The sequence below is a fragment of the Microbacterium sp. UFMG61 genome (genome assembly GCF_015354505.1).
In the GTDB taxonomy this organism is placed as follows: Bacteria; Actinomycetota; Actinomycetes; order Actinomycetales; family Microbacteriaceae; genus Microbacterium.
Genome location: NZ_JACAFP010000012.1, coordinates 34033 through 57475, shown reverse-complemented (window position 1 = coordinate 57475; position 23443 = coordinate 34033). Strand labels below are relative to the sequence as shown.

General features: G+C 68.6%; 22 protein-coding genes. 3 read left to right on the top strand and 19 right to left on the bottom strand.

The window, feature by feature from the left end; genetic code table 11:
- From rpsL to IXW21_RS15180, 11 genes are all read right to left on the bottom strand, one after another.
- Nucleotides 1–369: a 30S ribosomal protein S12 gene (gene rpsL, locus IXW21_RS15230; protein WP_194765108.1), complete on the bottom strand. Its 369-nt coding sequence runs from the start codon at nt 367–369 to the stop codon at nt 1–3.
- 209 nt (nt 370–578) lie between these two features.
- The gene (locus IXW21_RS15225) at nt 579–4406 is read right to left on the bottom strand and encodes an SCO7613 C-terminal domain-containing membrane protein (RefSeq protein ID WP_194765107.1); all 3828 of its coding nucleotides are present in this window, start codon (nt 4404–4406) and stop codon (nt 579–581) included.
- Nucleotides 4403–4624, bottom strand: a complete 222-nt coding sequence (locus IXW21_RS15220) for a helix-turn-helix domain-containing protein (RefSeq protein ID WP_194765106.1) — start codon at nt 4622–4624, stop codon at nt 4403–4405. Before IXW21_RS15220 ends, IXW21_RS15225 begins: the two co-directional genes overlap by 4 nt.
- Complete coding sequence (locus IXW21_RS15215) at nt 4624–5100, bottom strand: DUF2975 domain-containing protein (protein ID WP_194765105.1); 477 nt, start codon at nt 5098–5100, stop codon at nt 4624–4626. The genes IXW21_RS15220 and IXW21_RS15215 overlap by 1 nt, the downstream gene beginning before the upstream one ends.
- A 205-nt stretch (nt 5101–5305) precedes the next feature.
- Nucleotides 5306–5953 (bottom strand): spermidine/putrescine ABC transporter substrate-binding protein, encoded by a 648-nt coding sequence (locus IXW21_RS15210; protein ID WP_194765104.1) that lies wholly within the window; start codon nt 5951–5953, stop codon nt 5306–5308.
- A gap of 61 nt (nt 5954–6014) precedes the next feature.
- Nucleotides 6015–6506 (bottom strand): hypothetical protein, encoded by a 492-nt coding sequence (locus tag IXW21_RS15205; protein WP_194765103.1) that lies wholly within the window; start codon nt 6504–6506, stop codon nt 6015–6017.
- Nucleotides 6507–6514: 8 nt separating this feature from the next.
- Nucleotides 6515–7609, bottom strand: a complete 1095-nt coding sequence (locus IXW21_RS15200) for an ABC transporter (RefSeq protein ID WP_194765102.1) — start codon at nt 7607–7609, stop codon at nt 6515–6517.
- Between the two features lie 122 nt (nt 7610–7731).
- Nucleotides 7732–7884 (bottom strand): hypothetical protein, encoded by a 153-nt coding sequence (locus IXW21_RS15195; protein ID WP_194765101.1) that lies wholly within the window; start codon nt 7882–7884, stop codon nt 7732–7734.
- Between the two features lie 105 nt (nt 7885–7989).
- Nucleotides 7990–8919 (bottom strand): sugar ABC transporter permease, encoded by a 930-nt coding sequence (locus IXW21_RS15190; RefSeq protein WP_194765100.1) that lies wholly within the window; start codon nt 8917–8919, stop codon nt 7990–7992.
- 1 nt (nt 8920) lies between these two features.
- The gene (locus IXW21_RS15185) at nt 8921–10525 is read right to left on the bottom strand and encodes an ABC transporter permease subunit (protein ID WP_194765099.1); all 1605 of its coding nucleotides are present in this window, start codon (nt 10523–10525) and stop codon (nt 8921–8923) included.
- Nucleotides 10526–10592: 67 nt separating this feature from the next.
- Nucleotides 10593–11801 carry a sugar ABC transporter substrate-binding protein gene (locus tag IXW21_RS15180; RefSeq protein WP_194765098.1) on the bottom strand — a complete coding sequence of 403 codons (1209 nt, stop codon included), beginning with the start codon at nt 11799–11801 and terminating at the stop codon, nt 10593–10595.
- Nucleotides 11802–11990: 189 nt separating this feature from the next.
- Between IXW21_RS15180 and IXW21_RS15175 the strand changes: the two genes are divergently transcribed.
- Nucleotides 11991–12479, top strand: coding sequence for a YajQ family cyclic di-GMP-binding protein (locus IXW21_RS15175; protein WP_194765097.1), 489 nt, complete (start codon nt 11991–11993; stop codon nt 12477–12479).
- 599 nt (nt 12480–13078) lie between these two features.
- Here the strand turns inward: IXW21_RS15175 and IXW21_RS15170 are convergent.
- On the bottom strand, nt 13079–13768 hold the full coding sequence (locus IXW21_RS15170; protein WP_194765096.1) for a GntR family transcriptional regulator: 690 nt from the start codon (nt 13766–13768) through the stop codon (nt 13079–13081).
- Nucleotides 13769–14265: 497 nt separating this feature from the next.
- Here IXW21_RS15170 and IXW21_RS15165 point away from each other — a divergent pair, with 497 nt between their 5' ends.
- Nucleotides 14266–14901 carry a GntR family transcriptional regulator gene (locus tag IXW21_RS15165; protein ID WP_228528618.1) on the top strand — a complete coding sequence of 212 codons (636 nt, stop codon included), beginning with the start codon at nt 14266–14268 and terminating at the stop codon, nt 14899–14901.
- A 6-nt stretch (nt 14902–14907) separates the two neighbouring features.
- Here IXW21_RS15165 and IXW21_RS15160 read toward each other — a convergent pair whose 3' ends face one another.
- The 6 genes from IXW21_RS15160 to IXW21_RS15135 all read right to left on the bottom strand — a co-directional run bounded on the left by IXW21_RS15160 (nt 14908) and on the right by IXW21_RS15135 (nt 20936).
- The gene (locus IXW21_RS15160; RefSeq protein WP_194765095.1) at nt 14908–15927 is read right to left on the bottom strand and encodes an alpha/beta hydrolase; all 1020 of its coding nucleotides are present in this window, start codon (nt 15925–15927) and stop codon (nt 14908–14910) included.
- A gap of 28 nt (nt 15928–15955) precedes the next feature.
- Entirely contained in the window at nt 15956–17008 is a 1053-nt protein-coding gene (locus IXW21_RS15155; protein ID WP_194765094.1) for a hypothetical protein, read from the bottom strand.
- 62 nt (nt 17009–17070) lie between these two features.
- Nucleotides 17071–18465, bottom strand: a complete 1395-nt coding sequence (locus tag IXW21_RS15150) for an FAD-dependent oxidoreductase (protein WP_194765093.1) — start codon at nt 18463–18465, stop codon at nt 17071–17073.
- A gap of 58 nt (nt 18466–18523) precedes the next feature.
- On the bottom strand, nt 18524–19585 hold the full coding sequence (locus IXW21_RS15145) for a polyprenyl synthetase family protein (RefSeq protein ID WP_194765092.1): 1062 nt from the start codon (nt 19583–19585) through the stop codon (nt 18524–18526).
- A gap of 43 nt (nt 19586–19628) precedes the next feature.
- On the bottom strand, nt 19629–20363 hold the full coding sequence (locus IXW21_RS15140) for a class I SAM-dependent methyltransferase (protein WP_194765091.1): 735 nt from the start codon (nt 20361–20363) through the stop codon (nt 19629–19631).
- Between the two features lie 9 nt (nt 20364–20372).
- Nucleotides 20373–20936 (bottom strand): hypothetical protein, encoded by a 564-nt coding sequence (locus tag IXW21_RS15135; RefSeq protein WP_194765090.1) that lies wholly within the window; start codon nt 20934–20936, stop codon nt 20373–20375.
- A 232-nt stretch (nt 20937–21168) separates the two neighbouring features.
- Here IXW21_RS15135 and IXW21_RS15130 point away from each other — a divergent pair, with 232 nt between their 5' ends.
- Nucleotides 21169–22455 carry an isochorismate synthase gene (locus tag IXW21_RS15130; protein ID WP_194765089.1) on the top strand — a complete coding sequence of 429 codons (1287 nt, stop codon included), beginning with the start codon at nt 21169–21171 and terminating at the stop codon, nt 22453–22455.
- Between the two features lie 114 nt (nt 22456–22569).
- On the opposite strand, the gene IXW21_RS15125 is transcribed toward IXW21_RS15130, so the two are convergent.
- A complete protein-coding gene (locus IXW21_RS15125; RefSeq protein ID WP_194765088.1) occupies nt 22570–23412 on the bottom strand; it encodes a polyphosphate kinase 2 family protein in 843 nt (280 codons plus the stop codon).
- Between the last annotated feature and the right edge of the window lie 31 nt (nt 23413–23443).

The following is a 23443-nucleotide window of genomic DNA, read 5'->3' as shown; positions in this document are numbered from 1 at the left end:
TCAGCCCTTCTTCGCGCCGTAGCGGCTGCGAGCCTGCTTACGGTTCTTGACGGCCTGGGTGTCCAGGGCGCCACGGACGATCTTGTAACGGACAGCGGGGAGGTCCTTGACACGGCCTCCACGCACGAGCACGAGCGAGTGCTCCTGCAGGTTGTGGCCCTCACCGGGGATGTACGCGGTGACCTCGGTGCCGTTGCGGAGCTTCACACGAGCGACCTTGCGCATCGCCGAGTTCGGCTTCTTCGGGGTGGTGGTGTAGACGCGGGTGCAGACCCCGGCCTGCTGCGGGTTCGACTTGAGTGCGGGCGCCTTGGTCTTGGTGACCTTGGGCGAGCGACCCTTGCGAACCAACTGCTGAATGGTTGGCACGTTCTCTCCTCATAGTGCTGCACGGTGACAGCGTGATGGGTTTCACATCATGACCCTCCGGCACGCCGGAACCGACGAGCTTTTGTGGTGGAGGGTATGCCGTGGGGGCGGACCGGCTATGGAGCCGGCGCCCAGCGCACACGTCAAGACGTGCACACACCTGATCAAGTGTAATGCCGCGTAACGTGAGCGGTCAAATGGGGCCGACGTCAGCGCAGATCGCGGATCCTCGCGGCGACCGAACCGCTCTCGCCCGTGCGCCTCTCGGCCGTGACCGCGATGATCAGCAGCACCGCCCCCATGACCGCCAGCGTGATCCACCACGGCATCGACTCGATACCGCGACCGATCTGCACCGAGAAGACGAAGACGTTCTCGATCGGCAGCACGATGAGGCCGATGAGGAAGGGAGCGGCCAGCCGCGCCCGCGACCCGACGAGGATCGCTGCGAGTGCGAGCACCATCACGAGGATCGCCCGCCACGTGAGCGGATCGGTGAAGGTCGACACGATCGACGCGCTCATCATCGTCACGATGCCCGGCGCCAGCAGCGCCCAGGATCCCGTCCAGCGGGCGGGCCAGCTGTCGAGCGTGCCGGGACGCGCGTCCTGGTCGAGCATCCCGTCGGCATCCGAGCCCCGCAGGACGATGATCCCGGCCAGCAGCAGGAACGCCCCCAGCGGCAGCGAGAACCATTCGACCCGCAGGTCGCGCGGGCTCCACGCCACGATCGCCGTCATGAAGGCGATCCCGAACAGGAACCAGACCGGCGGCAGCGCGGTGACACCCCGACGCAGACGGGATGCCGTCACGACGACCATCACGAGGTATGCGAGCATCAGGCCCCACATGGCCCAGATCGAGAACCAGTCGCGCTCGATCGCGAACCACACGCCGAGGGCGAGCGCGAGCGCGGCCGGCGCCGCGAGCCACCGGCTCGCGCGCAGAGGCGAGCCCGAGGGCGCGGCGCGACGGATGCCGTGGGCCGCCAGCGCGAGCGCGGCCGCACCGACTGCACTCACGCCGAGGCACGCGAGGAACAGCCCCGCCCCGTGCCAGGTCGGCTGGTCCCACCCGAGACCGAGGCGGATGCCCTGCACGGACGCGACCGTCGCGGCGAGCGCGGCCCCGAGCAGCGTGGGGATCTGCAGAGCGCGGAGCCGACGCATCCGCGGCCCGGTCGGTCTGCGCACGAGCCCCTCGAGTGCCAGCAGCGCCCAGGCCGCCGCGAGCAGCCCGAGCACGCGCCACATCACGTCACCCTGCACGAGAGAGCCCTGCCCACCGAGTCCTTGCACGTCGAGCCCCTGCCCCGCGGCATCCGGTTCCATCACCGCGACGAGTGCGACGATCGGTCCGATCGCCACCAGCAATGCGGCGCCGTACAGCGCGGTGACCCGGTGTCCGCGCAGCGTGAGCAGCACCGCCACGATCGCGGCACCGAGCGTGGGCGGCAGCAGATAGGCCTCGAACACGTCGACGCCGACCATCCCCCACACCGACCAGAGGGCCCCGGTGAACGCGGCGCCGGCGACCGCCCAGGCGTAGCGGCGACCGGCGAACAGCGCCTGCGCGGCGGCGCCGAGGCCGAGGATCACGAGCACCAGGAAGGTCGTGCCGAGGCCGGCCGCCTCGCGGCCCACGGCGAGCGCGGTGGCGATCGCCCCGGTCACCAGCGCCGAGACCTCGATCGCGACGCGAGCCGCATCGGCCGTCGCCGGGGAGTGCCCTCGGGCGCGCAGCACCTCTCGGACCATCGAGGTCGACGGCAGCACGAGGGCGACGAGCACCGCGATGATCGGGAGCGCCACGGGAGATCCGCTCGCCTCGAGCAGCCGCGCCCCCAGGCACACGATCATCACGGCGAGCGTCGGCACGAGCATCGCAGCGGCCGCCGTGCGCACGAGCAGGGTGAGTCCGGGCCGGCGGGTGAGCATGAGCGAGAGGGCCAGCGCGAACATGAGTCCGGTCGACAGCGCCGTCCATCCGCTGCGTTCGACCACGACCTGCAGGATGCCGATGCCGAACGGCACGGCCGAGACGACGAGCACCGCCTGCCACGCCCGAGCGCCGACCGACGGCAGATAGGTCGCGGCGATCGCGGCGAGCAGGCCGGTCGAGACCGTCAGCGACAGCTGCGCGACTCCCCCGACTCCCGCGAGGCTCAGCGCGGTGGCGACGAGGACGAGCGCATACCCGAACCCGGCACCGACGTAGAGGAACCGCCGCGGGGTCGGCAGCACGGCCACGAGAGCAGTGAGCGCGACGAGCGTGCCCGCGCCCGCGAGCGGCACCACGGCGGGTTCACGCCAGGCGATCATCACCGCGGCGATGAGCGCGACATGCGCGGCGGTCAGCGCGGTGATCCGCAGGCCGCGTCCTTCGAGCAGCGTCGGCAGCACCCACAGCGCGGCGGCGAGCAGCACCACCGGCACCGTGAGCACCGCGATCGCGGCCGGCAGCACGAGCTGAGGACCGCACCCGACCACCAGCACCGCGATCGCCCCGGCGCACAGCGCGAGCAGCGTGGTCGTGTTCGCGAATCGGCGGATGCCGTCGCGACGCCGCGCGAGCACGCTGAACACGCCGAGTCCCGCACACATCGCCAGCAGTCCGAGCGGCAGCCCCCAGCCCGGCATGCCGACCGGACCGATCTCATCGTTCACTCGCAGGAACTCGCGCACCGTAGAGAGTCCCGTGAGCGCCGAGGGGGCGAGCACCAGCAGCGCCGGCCCCGCGAGCACCGTGAGCGCACCGGCCACGACGAACCTGCGCGGCACCGCCCGCGGCAGCGGCACGACCGCGCCGATCAGCACGAGCGCCAGCGCGGCGGATGCCGGGACGACGGCCAGCATCACCGAGCCGTCGAACAGGATCGAGGTCGCGACCACGCCGTTCCCGGTGAGCGCGACGACCGCGACGATGAGCGCCACGGACCCGACACCCCCGGCGCCGAACGCCCAGAGTCCTGCGAGCATGCGTCGTGCGGCGATCACCGCATGTGTCGCGATCAGCGCGAGCAGCGCGCTCACCGTGAACAGGAAGAGCAGGGTGTCGCCCGCGTCGACCCGCCACACCAGCACGAGCGCGGTCAGCCCGGCGACGAGCTGCACGACGGTGAGTGTCACGACCTCGACCGTCGGCAGGCGCAGCCACTCGATGAGGGCCGCCCCGGCGAACGCGACGCCGATCGCGCCGATCGCGGCGGTCAGCGGGGTTCCGCCGGCGGCACCCAGCATCGCGGGAGTGAGCGCCATCGCCAGCACGGCGGTCCACTGCCAGATGCGGATGCCGCGACGAGTCCCGACACGCAGCATCACGCCACCGGCAGCCGCCGTCGCGAGCGCCGACGTCAGCCACGGGTCGACTCCGGGAGCCGCGAGCTGGGCGACCGCATGGATGTCGAGACCCGCGAACACCAGACCGAGTCCGCCCACCGCCTCGGCCGAGAACCGGAGCCCGCGCCGCGAGAGCAGCCAGGCGCCACCGAGGAACAGCAGGGTGATGAGCCCGACGATCACGCTGCGCAGAGCACGGTCGGCCAGGTCGGGGTTGAAGTACGTGAAGACGATCGCCGCGACGGCGAAGAGACCCGCACCCGCGGTGGCGAGCACCGACTGCAGCGTGGCGCTCCCCTGCGGATCGGCGTCTCCCCCGCGCGGTGATCCGCCCACGGGCGGCGCGGGCGGAGAGGATGCGCGAAGCGACGATGCCGGCGCCCCGGAGGCGGGAGCTGCGGGAGCAGAGGCGTGGCTGCGCGCGGACACCGCCGCAGCACGCACGACAGGGATGCGGCGGAGCAGCTCTTCCCGTGCGCGCAGCGCCGTCGCGGCCGCGAGCGACGACTCCCACACGGTGACGCCGATCGTCCCGCGCAGGTCGGCGCCGCAGCGCGCACAGCATCCGCACTGCAGCGCGGTGTGGCAGACCGGGCACGCGCGCTCGTCGAGCAGGTGCCGGGCGACCGTCTCGCCCCACGTGACCGAAGGCGCGACCGGCGCCGCCGATGCGTCCGATGCGGTGAGCGGCACGGTCATGATGCCTCCTCGGAATCGGGCACCCAGCGCAGGATGTCACCCGGCTGGCACTCGAGCACGCGGCAGATCGCCTCGAGCGTGGTGAAGCGCACCGCCTTGGCCCGGCCGTTCTTCAGCACCGCGACGTTCGCGGGGGTGATGCCGATGGCGTCGGCGAAGTCCTGCACGCTCATCTTCTTGCGCGCGAGTTGCACGTCGAGATCGATCACGATGGGCATCAGACGACCTCGGAGAGATCCTGCTCGAGCTCGAGCGCCTTGCGCAGCAGACCGCGCAGCACCACGACGAGCAAGGCGAGCGCGGCGCTCACGACCACACCGAGGATCGCGAGCAGCGACAGCGAGAGCGACACGGCCCGGTTCGCGACGATCACGAGGTAGGACGCGAGGATCAGCACCCCCGCCGCGACCAGCGCCCCGAGGATGATGTCGACGTAGCGGAACGCCTCGACCCGGAAGATGCGGTCGGTCTGCACGAGCGACAGCAAGAACCAGACGCACACCAACGTGACCTCGATGAGCGCCATGAAGACGACCGCGCCGATGATGCCGGGCACCTCGAGCTGCACGACGTCGGGGTTGCGCAGCGCAGTGATGCGCGCGACCTCGGGGATCACCAGGATCTGACTCGCGAGCAGCAGCGCGAGCAGGACGACGATCAGCGCCTTCAGCGCGCGAGAGACTCGAGGATGCATGGCGCCCCTATCGATGAGCAATGGATATCTATCGAAAAACGATACCCACCGTGCAGAGCGGATGACAACGGCATCCCTCGTCTTTCAGCGGATACGCAGGTCCGACGTGCGGGACGAGACGTGCGGGACTCACCGCGCCGTACCGTCGGTGTCTGAACAGCTCAGCGGGGTCGGGTCAGGGTGTCTCGGGTCAGGGCGTGTCGGGTCAGGGCGTGTCGGGGTCGAACGGCGAGTCGAGCGACTGCGTCAGTTCGGCGAGCATCGCCTCGATCTGCGGCTCGACGTGCTGCGAGATCGCGGCCTGGATGTAGAGGCGGTGGCGAAGCAGGATGCCGCAGATCTCGCGTCCGACGAGATTGGCGTACTCGTCGGCGAGGCCGACCTCCTGTCGCAGCGCGCTTTTCTCCTCGTCGCTCAGCGGCGGCAGCGGAGGGAGCTCGGCAGCCGCGTCGTCGGCGAGACCCGCGATCGTGAAGAGGAAGGGCGCCCCGGGAACCGGATCGGGATCCAGCGGCATCCCGTCGAACTCGGGGTCGAGATCTTCCGACGGCCGATACGCGCGGGCGCGGTTGCGGGCGGCCTGCTGGTCGAGCTCGCGCTGCAGCACAGGCAGATTGCGCTCGGTGTACTCGGCGACCGCATGATCGACGATCGTCTTGATCCGCGTCGACAGACCGTGCTGCACACCGTGCGGGGTGTTGCCCGCGATGCCTGCGGCCGAGAGGATCGGCGAGCCGAGACACCGGCGGCAGGGCGCGACTCGCCCTCGATGGGTGGCCGGCTCCCAGCGCGGCACCCAGCGCAGCCAGGCCTGAACAGCCTGGTCGACCTGCGTCTCCAGCGAGCGCTCCACACGTAGAGCGTACGACGACCGTGCCCGCTGGGCGCCGATTGACGAGCCGGAATCCTGCGTCCTACTCGTCGTCGTCCTTCTCCCATGGCCACTGCGGGTGGCTCGTTCGGGTGCGCCGCAGCGCGATGCCGCCCCAGGCGGCCACCGCGGCGACGAGCAGAAGCACCAGGCTCGCTCCCCCGCGCACGAGGTCGCCGGCCACGGCGGTGGCGACCACGAGGTCGCCGGTGCCCAGCACCACTCCCACCCACACGGCGACGAGGTGGGCGAGCCCGACCCCCACGCCGATGCCCGGAACGGACAGGAACGACGGATGCTCGCGGCGCAGCGCCACCCAGAGTCCGAGTGCGAACGCCAGCACCGCGACGAGCATGCCGGCGGCCCCCGGGATCTGCCCGAGTCCCTCGACCGCGATGATGTCGGTGTCGGTCGCGATCGTCAGAGCGCCAAGGCCGAAGACGGCCAGCGCGAAGAAGCCGACCGTCGCGAGAACCAGTGCCAGAACGGCCGAAACCCCCGCGGACTCGGGTCCACGGGGGTTCGGCGATGACATGGTCGTGACTATCGCGACAGGGTCGGGCCGGCTTCGAGCGTGCGCTCGTATTCGCGCTGCGCCTCGGCGTTGAGCTCGGTCTTGCGGGCACCGCTGCGTGCGACCCACGCGCCGAACCAGATGGTCAGCTCACGCGCGAAGACGAACGCGGCGATGGCCAGGGGTGCGAGCAGCTGCGAACCGATGAGCTCGTTGGCCTCGCTCGCGCTGAGCAGCCAGAACGGCGCCTGGAACAGCTGGCCCAGGAGGTGCCCGCCGTAGGCGATCGCGCCGACGATGATGCCGAAGACGACCCACAGGCCCCAGCGTCCGCGGTTGATGAACGCACCGAGAAGCCAGAAGCCGAAGAAGAACACGGCCACAGGAACCCAGTAGCTCCAGGTGACCAGCGGGGCGATCGCCGCATCCGCGATGTTCGCTCCGGTGACCTCTCCCTCGAACGCGCGGACACCGAGCGTCGCGGCCAGGTACAGGATCGCGAACGCGAGGGTGGCCAGCAGGCCGATCGCACCGGCCGTGCCGCGGTTGCCGCGCTCGCGCGGCGGCTCGGGAGCCTGCACGAAGATCGGCTGCTGCTGCACGGGCGCGATGACGGTGTCGGCGGGAGCGGACTCCGTGCGGGCGGGCTCGGACGGCACGATGCGCGTGTCGGCGGCGGATGCTCCGGCGTACGCGGCACCGGCCATGGCCGACTCCTCGTGCAGGCCGGTGTTCGCGGCGGGCGGCGCAGGTGCGGTGAAGGCCGTCGTCGTGGCGGCATCCGTCGCAGTGTCGGACTTCGCGGCGTCGGATGACGCGGCATCCGCCTTCGTGTCCCACGTCGGGTCGGCATCCGGCTCGGGGTCGAGGAACGCGGGGTTGTTCAGCTCGGGCGTCGCGAACGTGCCCGGGTGGTCGCGCTCGGCGGCTTCGAAAGCCGCGAGATCGGGGTCGATCGCCGGATCGGCGGACGGGGTCGCGGCGTCGGCCGCGGTGGTCTCGGCCGGAGCGGCGGCGACGTCTGCACGCGCGGCCTCAGCGGCTTCGAGACCAGCGTTCGCGCTGTCGACGACGTCGTTGACGTCCTTCGGCCGCTCGGGCTGGGGAACCTCGGGGTCACTCATGGGGTGCGCCTCTCATCGGGTGTGTGCTCTGCGAGGTTACCGCCGCGAGACCGCGCCCCCACGCAGGCGTGCCGACGTGTCGCCATACCGCGTGATCACAGGGCAGGAGGGGCCTCGCCGCCTCAGGGGAACAGCGAACGGAGCGCATCGCCGACGAACGCCTCCAGCGTCGGGAACATCGGGATCGCGAACCAGATCAGCGCCGCGACCACGCCCGTGCAGAACACCGCGGCGATCCAGCTCATCGCCGAATTGCGTCCCCCGATCCGTGCCATGGGACCACCGTACGACCAGGTCCGACGACCGTCCGCTCGCAACGCCGAGACGGTGCGCGCGCTCCGTTCTGAGCGCACGGTCCCGGGTGCTCGAGCCCTGGGCGCTCAGCCCTTGGTCGCGCCCGCCGTCAGACCGCCCACGATGTACCGCTGCAGGAACAGGAACAGGATCATCACCGGAACGGCCGCCATGACGGCGCCCGCCGAGAACGCCGACCAGTCCGCGTAGCGCGGGTTCGCGACGAGCTTGGTGAGACCCACCACGAGCGTCTGCTGCTCGACGTCGACGAGCATGACGCTGGCGATCACGTACTCGTTGACCGTGCCGATGAACGACAGCAGCGCGACGACCGCGAGGATCGGTGCCACCAGCGGCAGGATCATCGTGAAGAAGATGCGCGCGTGGCCCGCGCCGTCGATGCGGGCGGCCTCGTCGAGCTCCATGGGGAGCGTGTTGAAGAAGCCGTACATCAGGTAGGTGTTCACCCCGAGCGCGCCACCCAGGTACACGAGGATCAGTCCCGTGTGCGTGTTGAGCCCGATCGCCGGGAACCAGTCGCCGAGCGTCGTCATGAGCAGGAAGATCGCGACCACCGCGAGCAGCTGCGGGAACATCTGGACCACGACGATCGTGACGAGGCCGATGCGACGGCCCGCGAAGCGCATGCGCGAGAAGGCATATGCGGCGAGAGCACCGATGAAGACGGTCACGGCGCCGGTGATCACCGCGACGAGCAGGGTGTTGAGGAACCACAGGCCGTACGGATTCTGCGGGTCGCTGAGGATGCGCACGTAGCTGTCGATGCCGAACGCCGAGAACAGCTGGTTCGATCCGGTCAACGTGCCGTTCGGGTTGAGTGACGCCGACACGACGTACAGCAGGGGGAAGAGCGCGAAGGCGCTGACGACGATGGCGACGACGTGACGCCATCCGGTGTCGGCGAACCACGAGCGGAAGCCGTGACGGCGTCGACGCGGGGCGCGGCCGGGCGAGACCGTCACGGAGGCGGCGGTGCTGAGGTCGGTGGTGCTCATGTCAGTTCAGCTCCTCGAGGGCCTTGGTCTTGCGGAAGCTGATGATCGAGATCGTCGCCACCACGATGAAGATGAGGATCGTGAAGGCGGATGCCAGGCCGTAGTCGCGGGACTGGCCCGTGAACGCCACCTTGTAGACCATCGAGATCAGGATGTCGGTGTGCCCGACGGGGATGCTGACGTCGTCGAACCGCGGCCCGCCCTTCGTCAGCATGTAGATGAGGTTGAAGTTGTTGAAGTTGAACGCGAACGACGAGATCAGCAGCGGGGCCACCGTCACGAGCAGCAGTGGCAGCTTGATGCGTCGGAAGATCTGCCACGGGTTCGCACCGTCCATCACGGCGGCCTCGTTCACCTCGTCGGGGATGCCCTGCAGCGCTCCCATGCAGACCAGGAACATGTAGGGGAAGCCCAGCCACAGGTTCACGAGCAGCACCGAGACCTTGGCGAGGGTCGGATCGGTGAGCCACGGGATGTCCGCTCCCCCGAAGATGACCTGGTTGATGAAGCCGAAGCTCTCGTTCATCATTCCGGCCCACACGAGCGCCGAGAGGAAGGCCGGGAAGGCGTACGGCAGGATCAGGATGATGCGGTAGCCGTTGCGGAACCGCATGCGGGTGTTGTTGAACACCAGCGCGAGCAGCAGTCCGAGGAAGAACGTCGTCGCGACCGAGAGCAGCGCGAAGACGAACGTCCAGATCGTCACCGAGATCAGCGGGCCGCGGATGTTCTCGTCGCTCACCGCGCGGATGAAGTTGTCGAAGCCGACGGTGGTCTGCCAGCCGGGCATGAGCGTCGCACCGTCGTCGGCGGTGAACGCGCCCTCTCCTGTGTCGGAGTAGACCGCGCCGGTGTCCGTGTCGGTGATCGTGTCGGCATCCGCGTCGTACTCGAGCGTCGAGACGTACAGATACCCGCTTTGACCGTCGGGTGCGCGCAGGCTGCCGTCATTGGGGTCGTCGCTGAACGGCACCGAGAGCGCCTCGAGCTCTTCGGAGAGGGTGAAGACCGTCGCGAGCGGGAGCGTCGTCCAGCCGTCGACGGCGACGGCCCGTCCGCCCTCGAAGTCCGCGTCGACCTCCTGCAGGGGCTGCTCGCTCGTGCCGAGCAGGGCGTCGCCGGATTCGGGATCGGTCACGAGCAGGCCGTACGTGCCGAACTGCTCGACCACGGTCACCGGATAGGTGGCGGAATCCTCGACCCGCTGCTGCGCCGAGGCGAGCAGCGACGAGATCGCCTGGTCCTTGGTGCCGTTATGGCCGGTGCCGTAGTTCGTGAATCCGATGTAGCCGGTGTACAGCAGCGTGAACACCTGGAAGAGCACGAGGAAGATGATGCCCGGCGTCAGATACTTCGCCGGCACGCGCTTGCGTGAGAAGTAGATGTAGTTGACGAGGACCGTCACCGCGACGACGATCCCGAGGATCAGCCATTCCTGCTGTCCGAAGAGCACGAAGACCGCATAGAGCGCGATCGCGTCGACCACGGCCAGCAGCAGGATCTTCAGCAGCATCCAGCCGATCGGGCCGGAGGCCGCCTCGGCGATCCTCGCGGCCTGGCGCTGGCGCTTGTTCAGTGGAGCCGTGGGCTCAGCGGTTTCTGTCATGTCGTCCCCGTCGTGAATCTGCCGGGGCGGACGAGGTCCGCCCCGGCAGGGATCGTGCTGAGTTGAGTTACTTGATCGCCGCGGTCACGTCGTCGACGAGCTTCTGCCACGTCGTCGTCGGGTCGGAGCCGTTGATGATGGCCGCCTCGGCGACACCCCAGAACTCCCAGACGGCACCCATCGCGGGGATGGCGGGCATCGGGACGGCGTCGGCGCCGACGGCCTGGAAGCCGGCGATGATCGGGTCGGATGCCGCGGTGTCGGCAGCAGCGGTGAGCGCGGGGAGGATGTTGCCCGCCTCGAACAGCTCGAGCTGCACCTCTTCGGTGCCGATGTAGTTCACGAGGAAGTCGTTCGCGGCGACCTTGTTCTTCGACTCGGAGCTGACGAAGAAGCCCTTCACGCCGGCGAACGGCGAGGCGGTCTCACCGGTGGGGCTGGGGACGGGGTCGATGGCGACATTGATGCCCGCGTCGGTGGCCGCGCCGACGTTCCACGGGCCGGTCAGCCAGAAGGCGGCGGTGCCGTCGAGGAACTGCTGCTTGGCGATCTCACCGTCGATGTCGGTGTTGAGCGTGCCGGCAGCCCCCTGAGCCCCGAGCCAGTCGGCGAAAGCGAAGCCGCCCTCGCTGCCCAGCTGCAGATCAGCGGCGTCGTAGCTGCCCGAGTCGTCGGTGCCGAAGACGGGGGCACCCGACGCGGTCTGGAACGGGTAGAGGTGGTACGGGTTGCCCTCGGTACCCTGCTCGACCACGAACGTGCCCTTCGAGACCATGTCGTCGAAGCTCGTGGGTGCAGTGGGGACCAGGTCGGCATTGCGCAGCACGGCGATGTTCTCGACCGCGTACGGGAGCATGTACACCGTGCCCTCGTAGGTCGCGGCCTGCAGCGCGACGGGCAGGTAGTCGGCGGCGGAGTCGCCGAGCTCGAGCGGGGCGACGACACCGTTGGTCGACAGCTCGCCGAGCCAGTCGTGCGCGCCCATGACCACGTCGGGACCCTTGCCGGTCGGCACCTGCTGGATGAAGTCGTCCTTCATGTCGTCGACGGACTTGCCGACGAGTTCGACGGCGACGCCGGTCTTCTCCTCGTACGAGTCGGCTGCGGCCTGCAGTGCGTCCACGCGCTCGGCGTCGACCCACACGGTCAGCGTGCTGCCGCTGTCGCTCTCGGCTGCGTCGTCGCCTGCACCGCCGGTCGAGCAACCGGCAAGCGTAAGAGTCGAAACGATGGCGATGGCGCCGGCGGCGGCGATGCCCCTCTTGTTCACCTTCATTGGTGTGTGCCTCTCTGAGTGCTGATGACCTGCATGAACTGCAAGCGCTTACAGTATGCACAAGATTTGCTCCGATTCCCAATGAATCGGAGGGCCGATACCAATCCGTGACCGGGGGTGCGCGTGTCGACGGCCATGGAAACGCTTCCAGATCAGCGTGGAATCGACCGGATCGATACACTTTGAGGTATGGCTGACAGTTCCTTTGACATCGTCTCGAAAGTGGATCACCAGGAGGCCGAGAACGCCCTGAACCAGGCCCGCAAGGAGATCGAGCAGCGCTACGACTTCAAGGGCACCGGCGCCTCGATCGCCTGGAGCGGTGAGCAGATCCTGATCATCGCCGGCACCGAGGAGCGCGCGAAGGCCGTTCTCGACGTCTTCCAGAGCAAGCTCATCAAGCGCGGCATCTCGCTCAAGAGCCTCGAGTCGGGCGATCCGTTCGCCAGCGGCAAGGAGTTCCGCATCGTCTCGACGCTCAAGGACGGCATCTCGTCGGAGAACGCGAAGAAGATCAACAAGCTCATCCGCGACGAGGGCCCCAAGGGCGTCAAGAGCCAGATCCAGGGCGACGAGCTGCGTGTGCAGTCCAAGAGCCGCGACGACCTGCAGTCGGTGATCGCCCTGCTCAAGGGCGCCGACCTCGACCTCGATCTGCAGTTCATCAACTACCGCTGATCAGGCGGACGGCGAAGGGGCGGATGCCGCGCATCCGCCCCTTCGTCGTGGCTGGGAGCCCCGCTCCTCGACGAAGCCTTCGACCCGCGCCTTCTGTCGGCATCCAGCGCACCGCCGGTCTCGAGGAGGTCCGACCCGTGTTCTGGGGACGAGGGGCCGGACCTCCCGGAACGAGATACTCGAGGCCAGCACCACCGGCTGAAACCTCGGACGATCTCCATCTCTCCCGACTGGGGATCGGGTCATCACCAATATAACTAGATTACCTAGTGAATTGATAGGCCCCGGCGAAAGTTCGATTGCATGTGGGCGATGAGCCCTAAGGCGATGCGGTGAAATCGGGCCTGCACCCCGATGCGCGGGGCCAGAGGAAAACACCTTGTCGCGCACGGCGATGACGGCGCAGAGAGGTTGTGGGTCTTGCTGACACTCTTCCCCAAAAGGCCACCAGCAAGACCCGCAAGTAGTTCATCGCCCCAGAAGCGCGCATTCGGCTCCCCAACCGGATACGCATCGATCACCCTACTTGCATACCAGTATACAAGTGCTGACGGGGGAATCGTCAAGCATTCTCTCGCGAGCCGAAGCCGTGTCGGCGGCTACGAATCGAGAGCACCGACGGCATCCGGATCAGGAGCGAGTCGGAAGTCGGCCGCGGCACTGATCGCCGCCTTCGCGGCGTCTACGTCCCGCGCGTGAAGCGCGTCGATGAGAGCGACGTGCGCGGCGCCGAGCCGCTTCGCATCCACCCACCGCGGGAAGGACATACCGCCGAGCCGGATCATGTGGACCGTGAGCGCGACGCTCTTCACGAGGAGCGGATTGGTCGATTTCGTGACAAGCGCGGCGAACAGATCGTAGTTCGCTTGCGCGGCCCGTCCCGCGTCTCCGCGGCTCGCCGCCTCGCGGAACTCATCGATGCTCGCCTGCATGAGCTCGATGTCGGCGGCGTCGATGCGTGTGACCGTCTCGGTGGCTGCGGCCATCATGAGCGCCTCCCACACCACCAGAGCGTGGCGGACGGTCTGCTCGGACACCAGCACCACTCGAGAGGTGCGACCGGCCGACGCCTCGACCAACCCGAGTTCTCTGAGCCGTTGGATCGCCTCTCGCGCCGGAGTCCGCGAGACACCGTACTTCTTGGCGATGTCGTTCTCGCTCACCGGGTCGCCGGGCGCGAGCTCGCCGTCATAGATCGAGGCGAGCATGTCTTCGAACACCTGGAACGCGGAGCTGTTCGAGAGTTCGCCGGACGGCAGTGCCAGGAGAGCCCGCTGCCGTTTGTCCACGATCCCCACGCTAGTGGACACAGGACTCCCTGAGCGGGAAGGGGGGATCGGATCCGTGACGATCGCGCACCCCGGCGCAACCCGTCCTCTCCGACGGTCGAGACGCGCGACAACGCTCTCCACGAATCCCATTCCGATATATGGGGCCGGGTGCCTGAGACTGGAAACAGCCGCATCTCGGTGTGGTTGACGATGCGTCGATGCATGACGCGCTGCCGAACCACGGTCCGCGTTGCGGATCATGGTTCCCGCCTTGTGGGGACTGGGCGCAGTGCAGCTCCGTGCACGACATCGTTCGTGGCCGGCGGGCGTCCCACGCCCGCCGGCCACAGATTCCTGTCAACGAATCCCCCGAGGATGCACCGCCGACGAGCCCCTGAAGGCCCGCCGGAAAATGCACTTGTGGATTATTGGCATCGCGACCGAGTTCGTGATGTAGTGAGCGTCCGGGCACATCTTGGGGGGCCCGGAAGTGGACATGCAACTGGGGGCAATCCATGATCAGCAACAGCTCGATGACGAGTATTCGAGAGAGTAAGCAGTTATTGGCAGAGGAGGTCTTCCAGCACATCGGGGCGCAGATCGTCGACGGCGTGCTGGAACCCGGGCATCGCATCCGCGATGTCGACGTCGCCGAAGAACTGCACGTGTCGCGCACTCCGGTGCGCGAGGCGCTGCAGCGACTCGAGCGGCTCGGACTCGTCACGATGTACCCGAGCAGGTACACCGAGGTCACGACGGTCACACCCGAGGTCGTCGAGCAGACCCTCGAGTTCGCGGGCTATCAGGCCGGCGTCTCCGCTCGCATGGGGGTGAGCCGGATGACGCAGGACGAGCGCGAGGAACTCGCGACTCTCGTCGACAGGATGTGCAGTGCGCTCGACGACGGCGAGCAGTTGTCCGACGCACGCTGGGAGGTCTTCTCCTTCCTCAGCGATCGCAGCCGCAACGTCCAGCACCAGGTGCTCATCAATGACGCGAGCATGGCGCTGTTCCGCAATCTCCGCTCGTGGACCCTGCCCGAAGGGGACCGTGCGCGCATGTTGCAGGTCTACCGCGATTTCCGCGCGGCGGTCCTGAGCGGCGATGCCGACGACGCCGAGCGCCTCGCTCGCGCGATGTACTACGTGTGAGGCCGTTCAGCCCACGGCCGACCAGCCTCTGACCCACCGATCGAGACGACGATAGGCTTCCTCTCTCGCCTCATGGCGAGAGAGGAAGACATCGTGCAGAGCACCGTCGATCCGCTCGACGGTGACCGAGGTTCCGAGCTTCAGCGCCGCGCGAGCGATATCGTCGACGACCAGCACGGAGTCGGCACGGGTCAGATCCTCCGACCATCGCGTGGGCGTCGCCGATCTCGACGACAGCAAGACGCACACGGGCGCATCGATCGTGAGCCCGTGCGCCACCGTCGCGTGTCCCGTCAGGATCGCGTGGAACCATCCGGCGTGCACCGCCATCGTCTGTGCGGGGCGCCACAGCGGGTTGGTCTCGACCGGGTCATCAGGGTCGGCCACCTCCTGCTGTGCGCGGGTGTAGAAGCCGAGGTCGACTTGGGGCGCCACCTCGCGGGGCGCCCAGCGCGCCTGGAGTTCCGCGACGGGCGCGATCAGCGGCCGGGCCGACGCGACCTGGAACTCGAGCCACGGACTGTTCAGGATCACGGCGTCAGCCGTGTCGGGGTGACGTGACGCCCACAGGCTGAGCGTGAGCCCACCGGTCGAGTGTCCGAGCAGGACGAGCCGGCGCGTCGAGGAAGCCCCCTCCGCACCGCGCCCCATCGCATCGAGGGCTGCTGCGATGTCTTCGTCGTAGGTCGCGAGGTCGGTGATGTACCCGGGCGTCTGACCATCGCGCAGACTCCGGCCGTACTTGCGCAGGTCGAGTGCGAAGAAGCGCGCGCCACGGGCGGTCCAGAACCGAGCGAGCCGTTTCTGGAAGAAGTAGTCCGACCACCCATGTACGTAGAGCACATCGACGTCGTTCAGCGGCCTGCGCCGCAGCGCACTCCCCCATCGGCGAAGATCCCACCACGGCTGCTCGCCCGGAAGCGCGCGCACGAGGGTGGCGACGACCGGCCCCTCGTCGTCCTCTCCGAGCTCGAGCGTCAGCTGCTCGAACTCGTCGCCGAGGACGTCGGGTCTCCAGTCAGTCATGCGGCCAGGCTAGCCCACGAGCCGCAGGCTACTGAGGAGCGGGCTGCCCCACTGTGAGGTTGCGCACCACCGACTCCGCCGACGGCGTGGGGTCGGCCGCACCGGAGCCGTCGTCGTATGTGACGAGCCTGATCCAGTCCCCTCCGACCTGCACGTCGAGGAAGCTCTCTCCGTGCTCGCCGGTGCTCGTCTTAGCGGCATCCGCACCCTCGACGGTCGCCGGATCGCCTGCCTGCTGCTCGAACGCCCAGGCGCCGCCGGGAAGAGCGGTCAAGAGAAGATAGGTGGGTCCTTCGTACTCGCCCGCCGACGTGCGGTACATGCAGATCCGGGCGCCGTTGGCGACGTGATAGATCTCGGCCGGGATGCCCCATCCGCCGAAGTCCGTGTAGAGCGTCGCATCCGACACCCCGAACTGCTCGTTCACCTGCTGCTCTGTGATGTACCTCTCGCACGGCGCTCCGACGATGTCGCTGTCGATGTGCTCGACATCCCGCAGGGTCGCTGCCGCATCGGCGGCGAGTCGACGCATCGCCTCGTCCACTCGTGCAGTCTCGTCCGCAGCGATACCCGGCTCGAACACCGTGGCCGAGAGCAGCACATCGCCATCCGGAAACTCGAACGTGCAGATGCCTTCGACGCAGCCTGCCTGCTCGCCCCAGTACCCCTGTCGCTCGGTCGCGCCCTCGATCACGGTCTGCGCATCGGGGACGATCGTGACCTCCCACCTGCGGTCGGCCTCCTCGCCGGCGGTGCACGCGATTCCGCCCACCTGCTGGAACATGTACTGAGCCGGCCCCGGGATCCAGCTCATCGTCGACACGACGGACAGCACCGGCTCGACAGGACTCGACGGTTCGCCGAACAGCGCCGACATCTCTGCAGCCACATCGTCGCAGGTCACGTCGAAGGCCGGCTCCGGCGTCGCGATCGGTTCGGCGGTCGGGGTCGGGGTCGGCGTCACGGCGTCGGACTCCGACATGGTCGGCTCCGGCTTCGGCGCGGGCTGCGCCGTGCATCCGGCGAGGACGATCGCGGCGACGGTGCCGAGAACGAGAAGTGGACGCAGACGCAGACGCATGCGCCCAGCCTAAAGACGTGTGCCCTCCGACAAGCGGAGGGCACACAACGATTCTGTGACGGTCACTCACCTCGCGAGACGCGCACCATCTCGTCACGCGGCACGACCTTGACGCGGGCGCGCTCGTGCGGTGCGCCGAGAGAGATCTCGTGCTCGTCGAGGCGGTGCCAGCCGTCGAGGTCCGTCCACTTCACGCCGCGCTCCTGCAGCAGCGCGGGGATCGCCTCTTCGGACGGGTCCTCCGGGTGCCACCACGAGCCCTGGTCGTTGATGATGTGACGCACGGTCTCCATCGCATCCGACTTGGTGTGGCCGATCAGGCCGACGGGTCCGCGCTTGATCCAGCCGGTCGCGTAGATGCCGGTCATCTGCTGGTTCGAGTCCTTCGCGAGCACCTGGCCCTCGCGGTTCGGGATCACACCGTGCTTCTTGTCGAACGGCACACCCGGCAGCGGCGAACCGAAGTAGCCGATCGCGCGGTAGAGCGCCTGCAGAGGGACCTCGCGCATCTCGCCGGTGCCCACGGCACCGCCCTGACCGTCGGGCTTCGTGCGCTCGTAGACGAGCGCGGCGACGCGCCCTGCCTCGTCCTTGCGGACCTCGACCGGACGGGCCCAGAAGTGCAGGTGCAGACGACGCGATGCCGTGCCACCGACGTTGTTCTCATCGCCTCTGGCGTCGTTGACCGACGGGCGCTTGCGCCACGACTGCAGGATGCGGTCGATGACCATGACCTGCTTGTTGCTGGCCACGGCATCCTTCGATGCCTCGTCGTAGTCGAAGTCCTCGTCGTAGACGACCATGTCGACGTCGCGCAGTTCGCCCAGCTCACGCAGCTCGAGCGGCGTGAACTTCACCTGTGCGGGTCCGCGGCGTCCGAAGACGTGCACATCGGTCACCTCGCTGGCCTTGAGCCCCTCGTAGACGTTCTCGGGCACCTCCGTCACGAGCAGATCCTCGGCGTGCTTCGCCAGCATGCGCGCGACGTCGAGAGCGACGTTGCCGTTGCCCAGCACGCCGACCGAAGCGGCGTCCAGCGGCCACTCGCGCGGCACGTCGGGGTGGCCGTCGAACCAGCTGACGTAGTCGGCGGCGCCGTACGAGGCGACCGCGTCGATGCCGGGGATGTCGAGGGTGGTGTCGCGGATCGCTCCGGTGGCGAAGATCACCGCGTTGTAGTGCTTCTTGAGGTCGTCGAGCGTGATGTCCTCACCGAAGCGCACGTTGCCGAACAGGCGGATGTCACCACGGTCGAGCACATCGCGCAGCGCATTGATGATGCCCTTGATGCGCGGGTGGTCAGGCGCGACGCCATAGCGGACGAGTCCGTAGGGCGCCGGCAACTGCTCGAAGAGATCGATGGAGACGTCGAACTTGCGCTCGGCCTTCAGCAGGATGTCGGCGGCGTAGATGCCGGCCGGGCCCGCTCCGACGATGGCCAGTCTGAGCTTGGTCATAGGGGGTCCTTTCGTGAGCCGTCACGTCAGGTGCATGCGGCGCGGGGCCGCGGCACGATCAGCTGGAGCGTTCGACGAGGGTCTCGGCGAAGCGCGTCAGCGCCTCGCGCACGGTGCCACGCGGAAGCGGGGCGAGCGCGTCGATCGCATCCTGAGTCCAGGAATGCGCGAGCGCGAGGGTCTTCTGAGTGCCTGCGTGATCGCGCAGCTCGGTGAGCGGTCCGTCGAGGATCGACGGGTCCGCTCCCTCGGCGATGCGGGCGACGCCGTCGTCGATGCGGGCGGCGAGGTCGATCGACGCGTCGTCGGTCTCGGCCTTGAGCAGCAGATACGGCATGGTGGGCACGCCGGCGCGCAGGTCGGTGCCGGGCACCTTGCCGGTGTCCTCAGGCTTGGCCGAGAGGTCGATCACGTCGTCGAGCAGCTGGAACGCCACGCCGATCTTCTCGCCGTAGACGCGCAGCGGCTCTTCGTACTGCGCGGGCGCGTTCGAGAAGATGACTCCGCCCTGCGTGGCCGCCGCGATCAGAGAGCCGGTCTTGTCAGCCAGCACCTGGATGTAGAACTCGATGGGGTCGTCGTCGGGCTGTGCACCGATCGTCTCGTGCATCTGCCCGAGGACGAGTCGCTCGAACGTGTCGGCCTGCAGGCGGATCGCCCGTTCGCCCAGACGCGACATGAGCTGGCTCGCACGCGAGAACAGGATGTCGCCGGTGAGGATGGCGATGTTGTTGCCCCACACCGTCTGCGCCGCGGGCACGCCGCGGCGGCGGTCGGCGCCGTCCATGACGTCGTCGTGGTACAGCGAGCCGAGGTGGGTGATCTCGAGCGCCTTGGCGACGTCGATCACCTGTTCGGTGTTGCCGTCGCCGAGCTGGGCGGCGAGCAGCGTGAGCACGGGACGGATGCGCTTGCCTCCGGCCTCGTACAGATACCGACTCGCGGCGTCGGCCAGCGGATCGGCGACGCGCACGTCGTCTGCGAGGCCCGTCTCGACCTTCTCGAGACCGTCTTCGATCGCCTGCGCGACACGACGGCCCGCAGTGCCGATGAAGACACGGTCGCTGAAACCGAGACGGCTCGCCAGTCGCGAACCAGGGGCTACGCGGCTCGAAGTCACGCTCTCACCCTACCGTCGTCGGGCGTGCTGGATCTCGACGTGCTCACGCGGATGTGCTCGCTTCGGGCTTGCGTGCACGGTGCAGGGCCACGATGCCGAAGGAGAGATTGCGGTAGGCGACGTCCGTCCAGCCGGCCTCGCGGATCCACGAGGCGAGCTTCTTCTGGTCGGGCCAGTCGCGGATCGACTCGTTGAGGTAGTCGTATGCGTCGCCGTTGGTCCCCGCGACGCGGGCCACGCGCGGCAGCACCTGCGAGTTGTAGAAGCGGTACCCGGCGCGGAAGAGTCCGCTCGGCGGAGTGGAGAACTCGTTGATGACGAGGCGACCGCCGGGCTTGGTCACGCGGAGCAGTTCGCGCAACGCCTTCTTCGGGTCGTTGACGTTGCGCAGCGCGTACGACATCGTGACGGCGTCGAACTCCTCGTCATCGAAGGGCAGGTCAGTGGCATCCGCCTGCACGAACGAGAGATTGCGGATGCTGCCGTGGCGGCGCTGCCCCTCGGCGAGCATGCCCGGCGAGAAGTCGGCGGCAACGACCTGCGCGCCGCTGCGCGCGAGGGATGCCGACGACGACGCGGTGCCCGCACCGAGGTCGAGGATCTTCTCCCCCGGCTTCGGAGCGACGGCGCGGGTCGTGGCCGCACGCCAGAGTGCATCGTTGCCGACGGTCATCGCCGTGTTCGTGCGGTCGTAGCCCGCGGCGACCTGGTCGAACATGCCGCTGACGCGGGCGGGGTCCTTGCCGAGATCGGCGCGGTTGGCTTCGTTCGGGGTCACGGGTCCAGTCTAGGCGCGAGCCCTGGGCGCCAGCCGCAGAGCATCCAGACGATCGAGCCAGACATCGGCGGTCGCGTCGTCGAAAGGAGCCGTCTGCGCCCGAACCCTGTGCTCGAGGTCGAGCGCCAGGTCTTCGAGGCGCGTCATGACGTCGGCCGGATACCCGAACCGCGCACTGTGCTCAGCCCACTCGTCACGATCGTCGACCCAGGTGCCGCGCTCTCCGATGACCCGCACGACGTCGAGGTCCATGTCGATCCCGACCGCGAGCAGCGGATCGTCGGACCAGCCGATGTCCCACCCGAGGTCGATGTAGACGCGCATCCCCTTCGGATGGTCGCGGTTCACCGTCAGCGCGTAGTCGGGCTGCCGAGGGATGAGAGTGACGTTCGGGGTCGCCGCGTCGAACGCCGCCCCCGGACGAGCGCTGTGCCACCCCGCGGGCTGTCCGACCCAATCGCCCCAGTCGTCGGAGCCGAGGTAGACGCACTCGTGACGCCAGTGCGGAGAGCCGTCCCACTTGCTCCACTGGAAGACCATCTCGGTGCCGGGGGCGGGGCGTGCGTCACTCATGGCCCCCAGCGTAAGCCGCCCTTCCGAAGCGAAACCCCCCTTCCGAAGCGAAACCCCCCTTCCGAAGCGAAACCGCCCTTCCGAAGCGAAACCGCCCCTCCGCGGCGAAACCGCCCTTGCGCAGCGAAACCCCTGTCGCGGTCGCGGGTCTCGCGACGGAAGGGCGGTCTCGACCGATTACGTCCTGCGCCGCGGCGAGGCCGGTCGGGAACAGGGGAACTAGGCTGGAGAGGTGAGCAGCAGGCTGGTCGTGGAGACTCGTGAGATCGATCCGGTCGAGGATCTCCTGGCCTATGCCGACCCGGCGAATCCCCTCGCGTGGCTGCGCCGCGGCGACGGCATCGTGGCGGTCGACGGCGGCATCGTGGCGACCATCAGGGTTCCCGCGGGCACGGAGCAGCTGCGATCCCAGGCGATCGCGACCGCATGGCGCGACCTCGCACAGGATGCCGAGATCACCGACCCCCTGACACTGCCGGGCACGGGGCTCGTGGCCTTCGGAGCGCTGACGTTCGACGAGGACTCGGCGGCGGACAGCGTGCTGATCGTGCCGTCGCTGATCGTCGGCAGGCACCGCGGGCGGACGTGGGTCACGAGCATCCGACGCACGGCCAGCACCGACACCGACACCGGCACCGACACCGCTGGCGTGTTCCCGGATGCCGAGACGCAGGAGTATGGGCCGCACTGGGCGGGCACGGTGGGTCCGGGCGACCAGAGTCCGCAGGGATATCAGGATTCCGTGAGACGCGCACTCGAGCGCATCGCCGCGGGTGAGCTGAGCAAGGTCGTGCTGGCGCGCGACCTCACCGGCAGCATCCCGGCCGGGTCGGACCTGCGCAGACTCGTGCGCGCGCTCTCGACCGGCTACCCCGACACCTGGGCGTTCGCCGTCGACGGACTGATCGGCGCGAGCCCCGAGACCCTCGTCACCGTGCAGGAGCGCTCCGTGACCGCGCGCGTGCTGGCCGGGACGATCGGACGCGGCGCCGACGCGGATGCCGACACCGAGGCATCCGCTCATCTGGCCTCGAGCACGAAGGATCTCGACGAGCACCAGTACGCCGTGCAGAGCGTGCTCGCGTCACTGCGCCCGCACACACGGGTCCTCGCCGCGAGCGAGCAGCCGTTCCTGCTGAAGCTCCCGAATCTCTTCCACCTGGCGACCGACGTCGAGGGAGAACTGGCCGATGGCGGCTCGTCGCTCGATCTGGTGGGCGCGCTGCATCCGACCGCCGCCGTCGCCGGCACACCGACCCCCGCGGCCATCGCGGCGATCCGCGAGCTGGAGCCGTTCGACCGCGGGCGCTACGCCGGCCCGGTCGGCTGGGTCGATGCCGCCGGCAATGGAGAGTGGGCCATCGCACTGCGCTGCGCACAGTTCGCGACCGCCGGCGAGGGCGCCGAACTCGCCGTCACCGCCTACGCGGGGGCAGGGATCGTGGCGGGGTCGGATCCTGAATCGGAACTGCTCGAGACCCGGGTCAAGTTCCGCCCGCTGGTCGACGCGCTCGCCTGAGTGCCCGCGACGCCGCGTTCACGATTCAGCATGAATCGTGAACGGCGGGCTCTGACGGGCGCGATCCGGCCGACCCTGCCGCGATCATGCTGACTTGTGAACGCGGCCCGCAGCTCAGCTCGCGGCGAGGCGCTTCTTCTCGGCCGCGATATCGAAGTCAGCGGCAGGCCACTGCGGGTCGATGCCCTGCAGCGCGGCGAGAAGCAGCTCCTGCACGGCAAGACGCGCGTACCACTTGTGGTTCGCCGGGATCACGTGCCAGGGTGCCACCGACGTCGAGGTGCGCTCGAACACCGTCTGATAGGCGGCCATGTACCGGTCCCACAGCAGACGCTCGTCCACGTCGCCGGGGTTGTACTTCCAGTGCTTGTCCGGCCGGTCGAGACGTTCCATGAGCCGTGACTTCTGCTCGTCGGGTGAGATGTGCAGCATGACCTTGACGATGCGGGTTCCCGCGGCCGCCGCCTGCGCCTCGAAGTCGTTGATCGCGTCGTAGCGACGCTCGATCTCGTCGGCCGGGGCGAGCGAGCGCACCCGCCCGATGAGCACGTCTTCGTAATGCGAGCGGTCGAAGACGCCGATGTAGCCGGGCTGAGGCAGTCTCGGCGCGACCCGCCAGAGGAAGTCGTGGGCGCGTTCCTCGTCGGTCGGCGCCTTGAACGCCGTGAGCGCCACGCCCTGTGGATCGACCCCGCCCACGACGTGCCGCACGATCCCGCCCTTGCCGGCCGAGTCCATGGCCTGCAGGATCAGCAGCACCGAGTCCTTCGCGACCCCGACCCGGCTCTCGGCGAACAGGCGCTCCTGCAGGTCGTTGAGCTCGTCGAGACCGCTTGCGAGATCACGGGCTCCGTCGGCCTTCTTGCCGTGATAGCCCGGCGTGCTCGACGGATCGACGTCAGCGAGACGGAAGCCGTCGCCCACCTGCAGGATCTGGGACCACGCGTGCGCATTCATCCGTTCATCCTGCCCGGGCGCGCGGCGGACC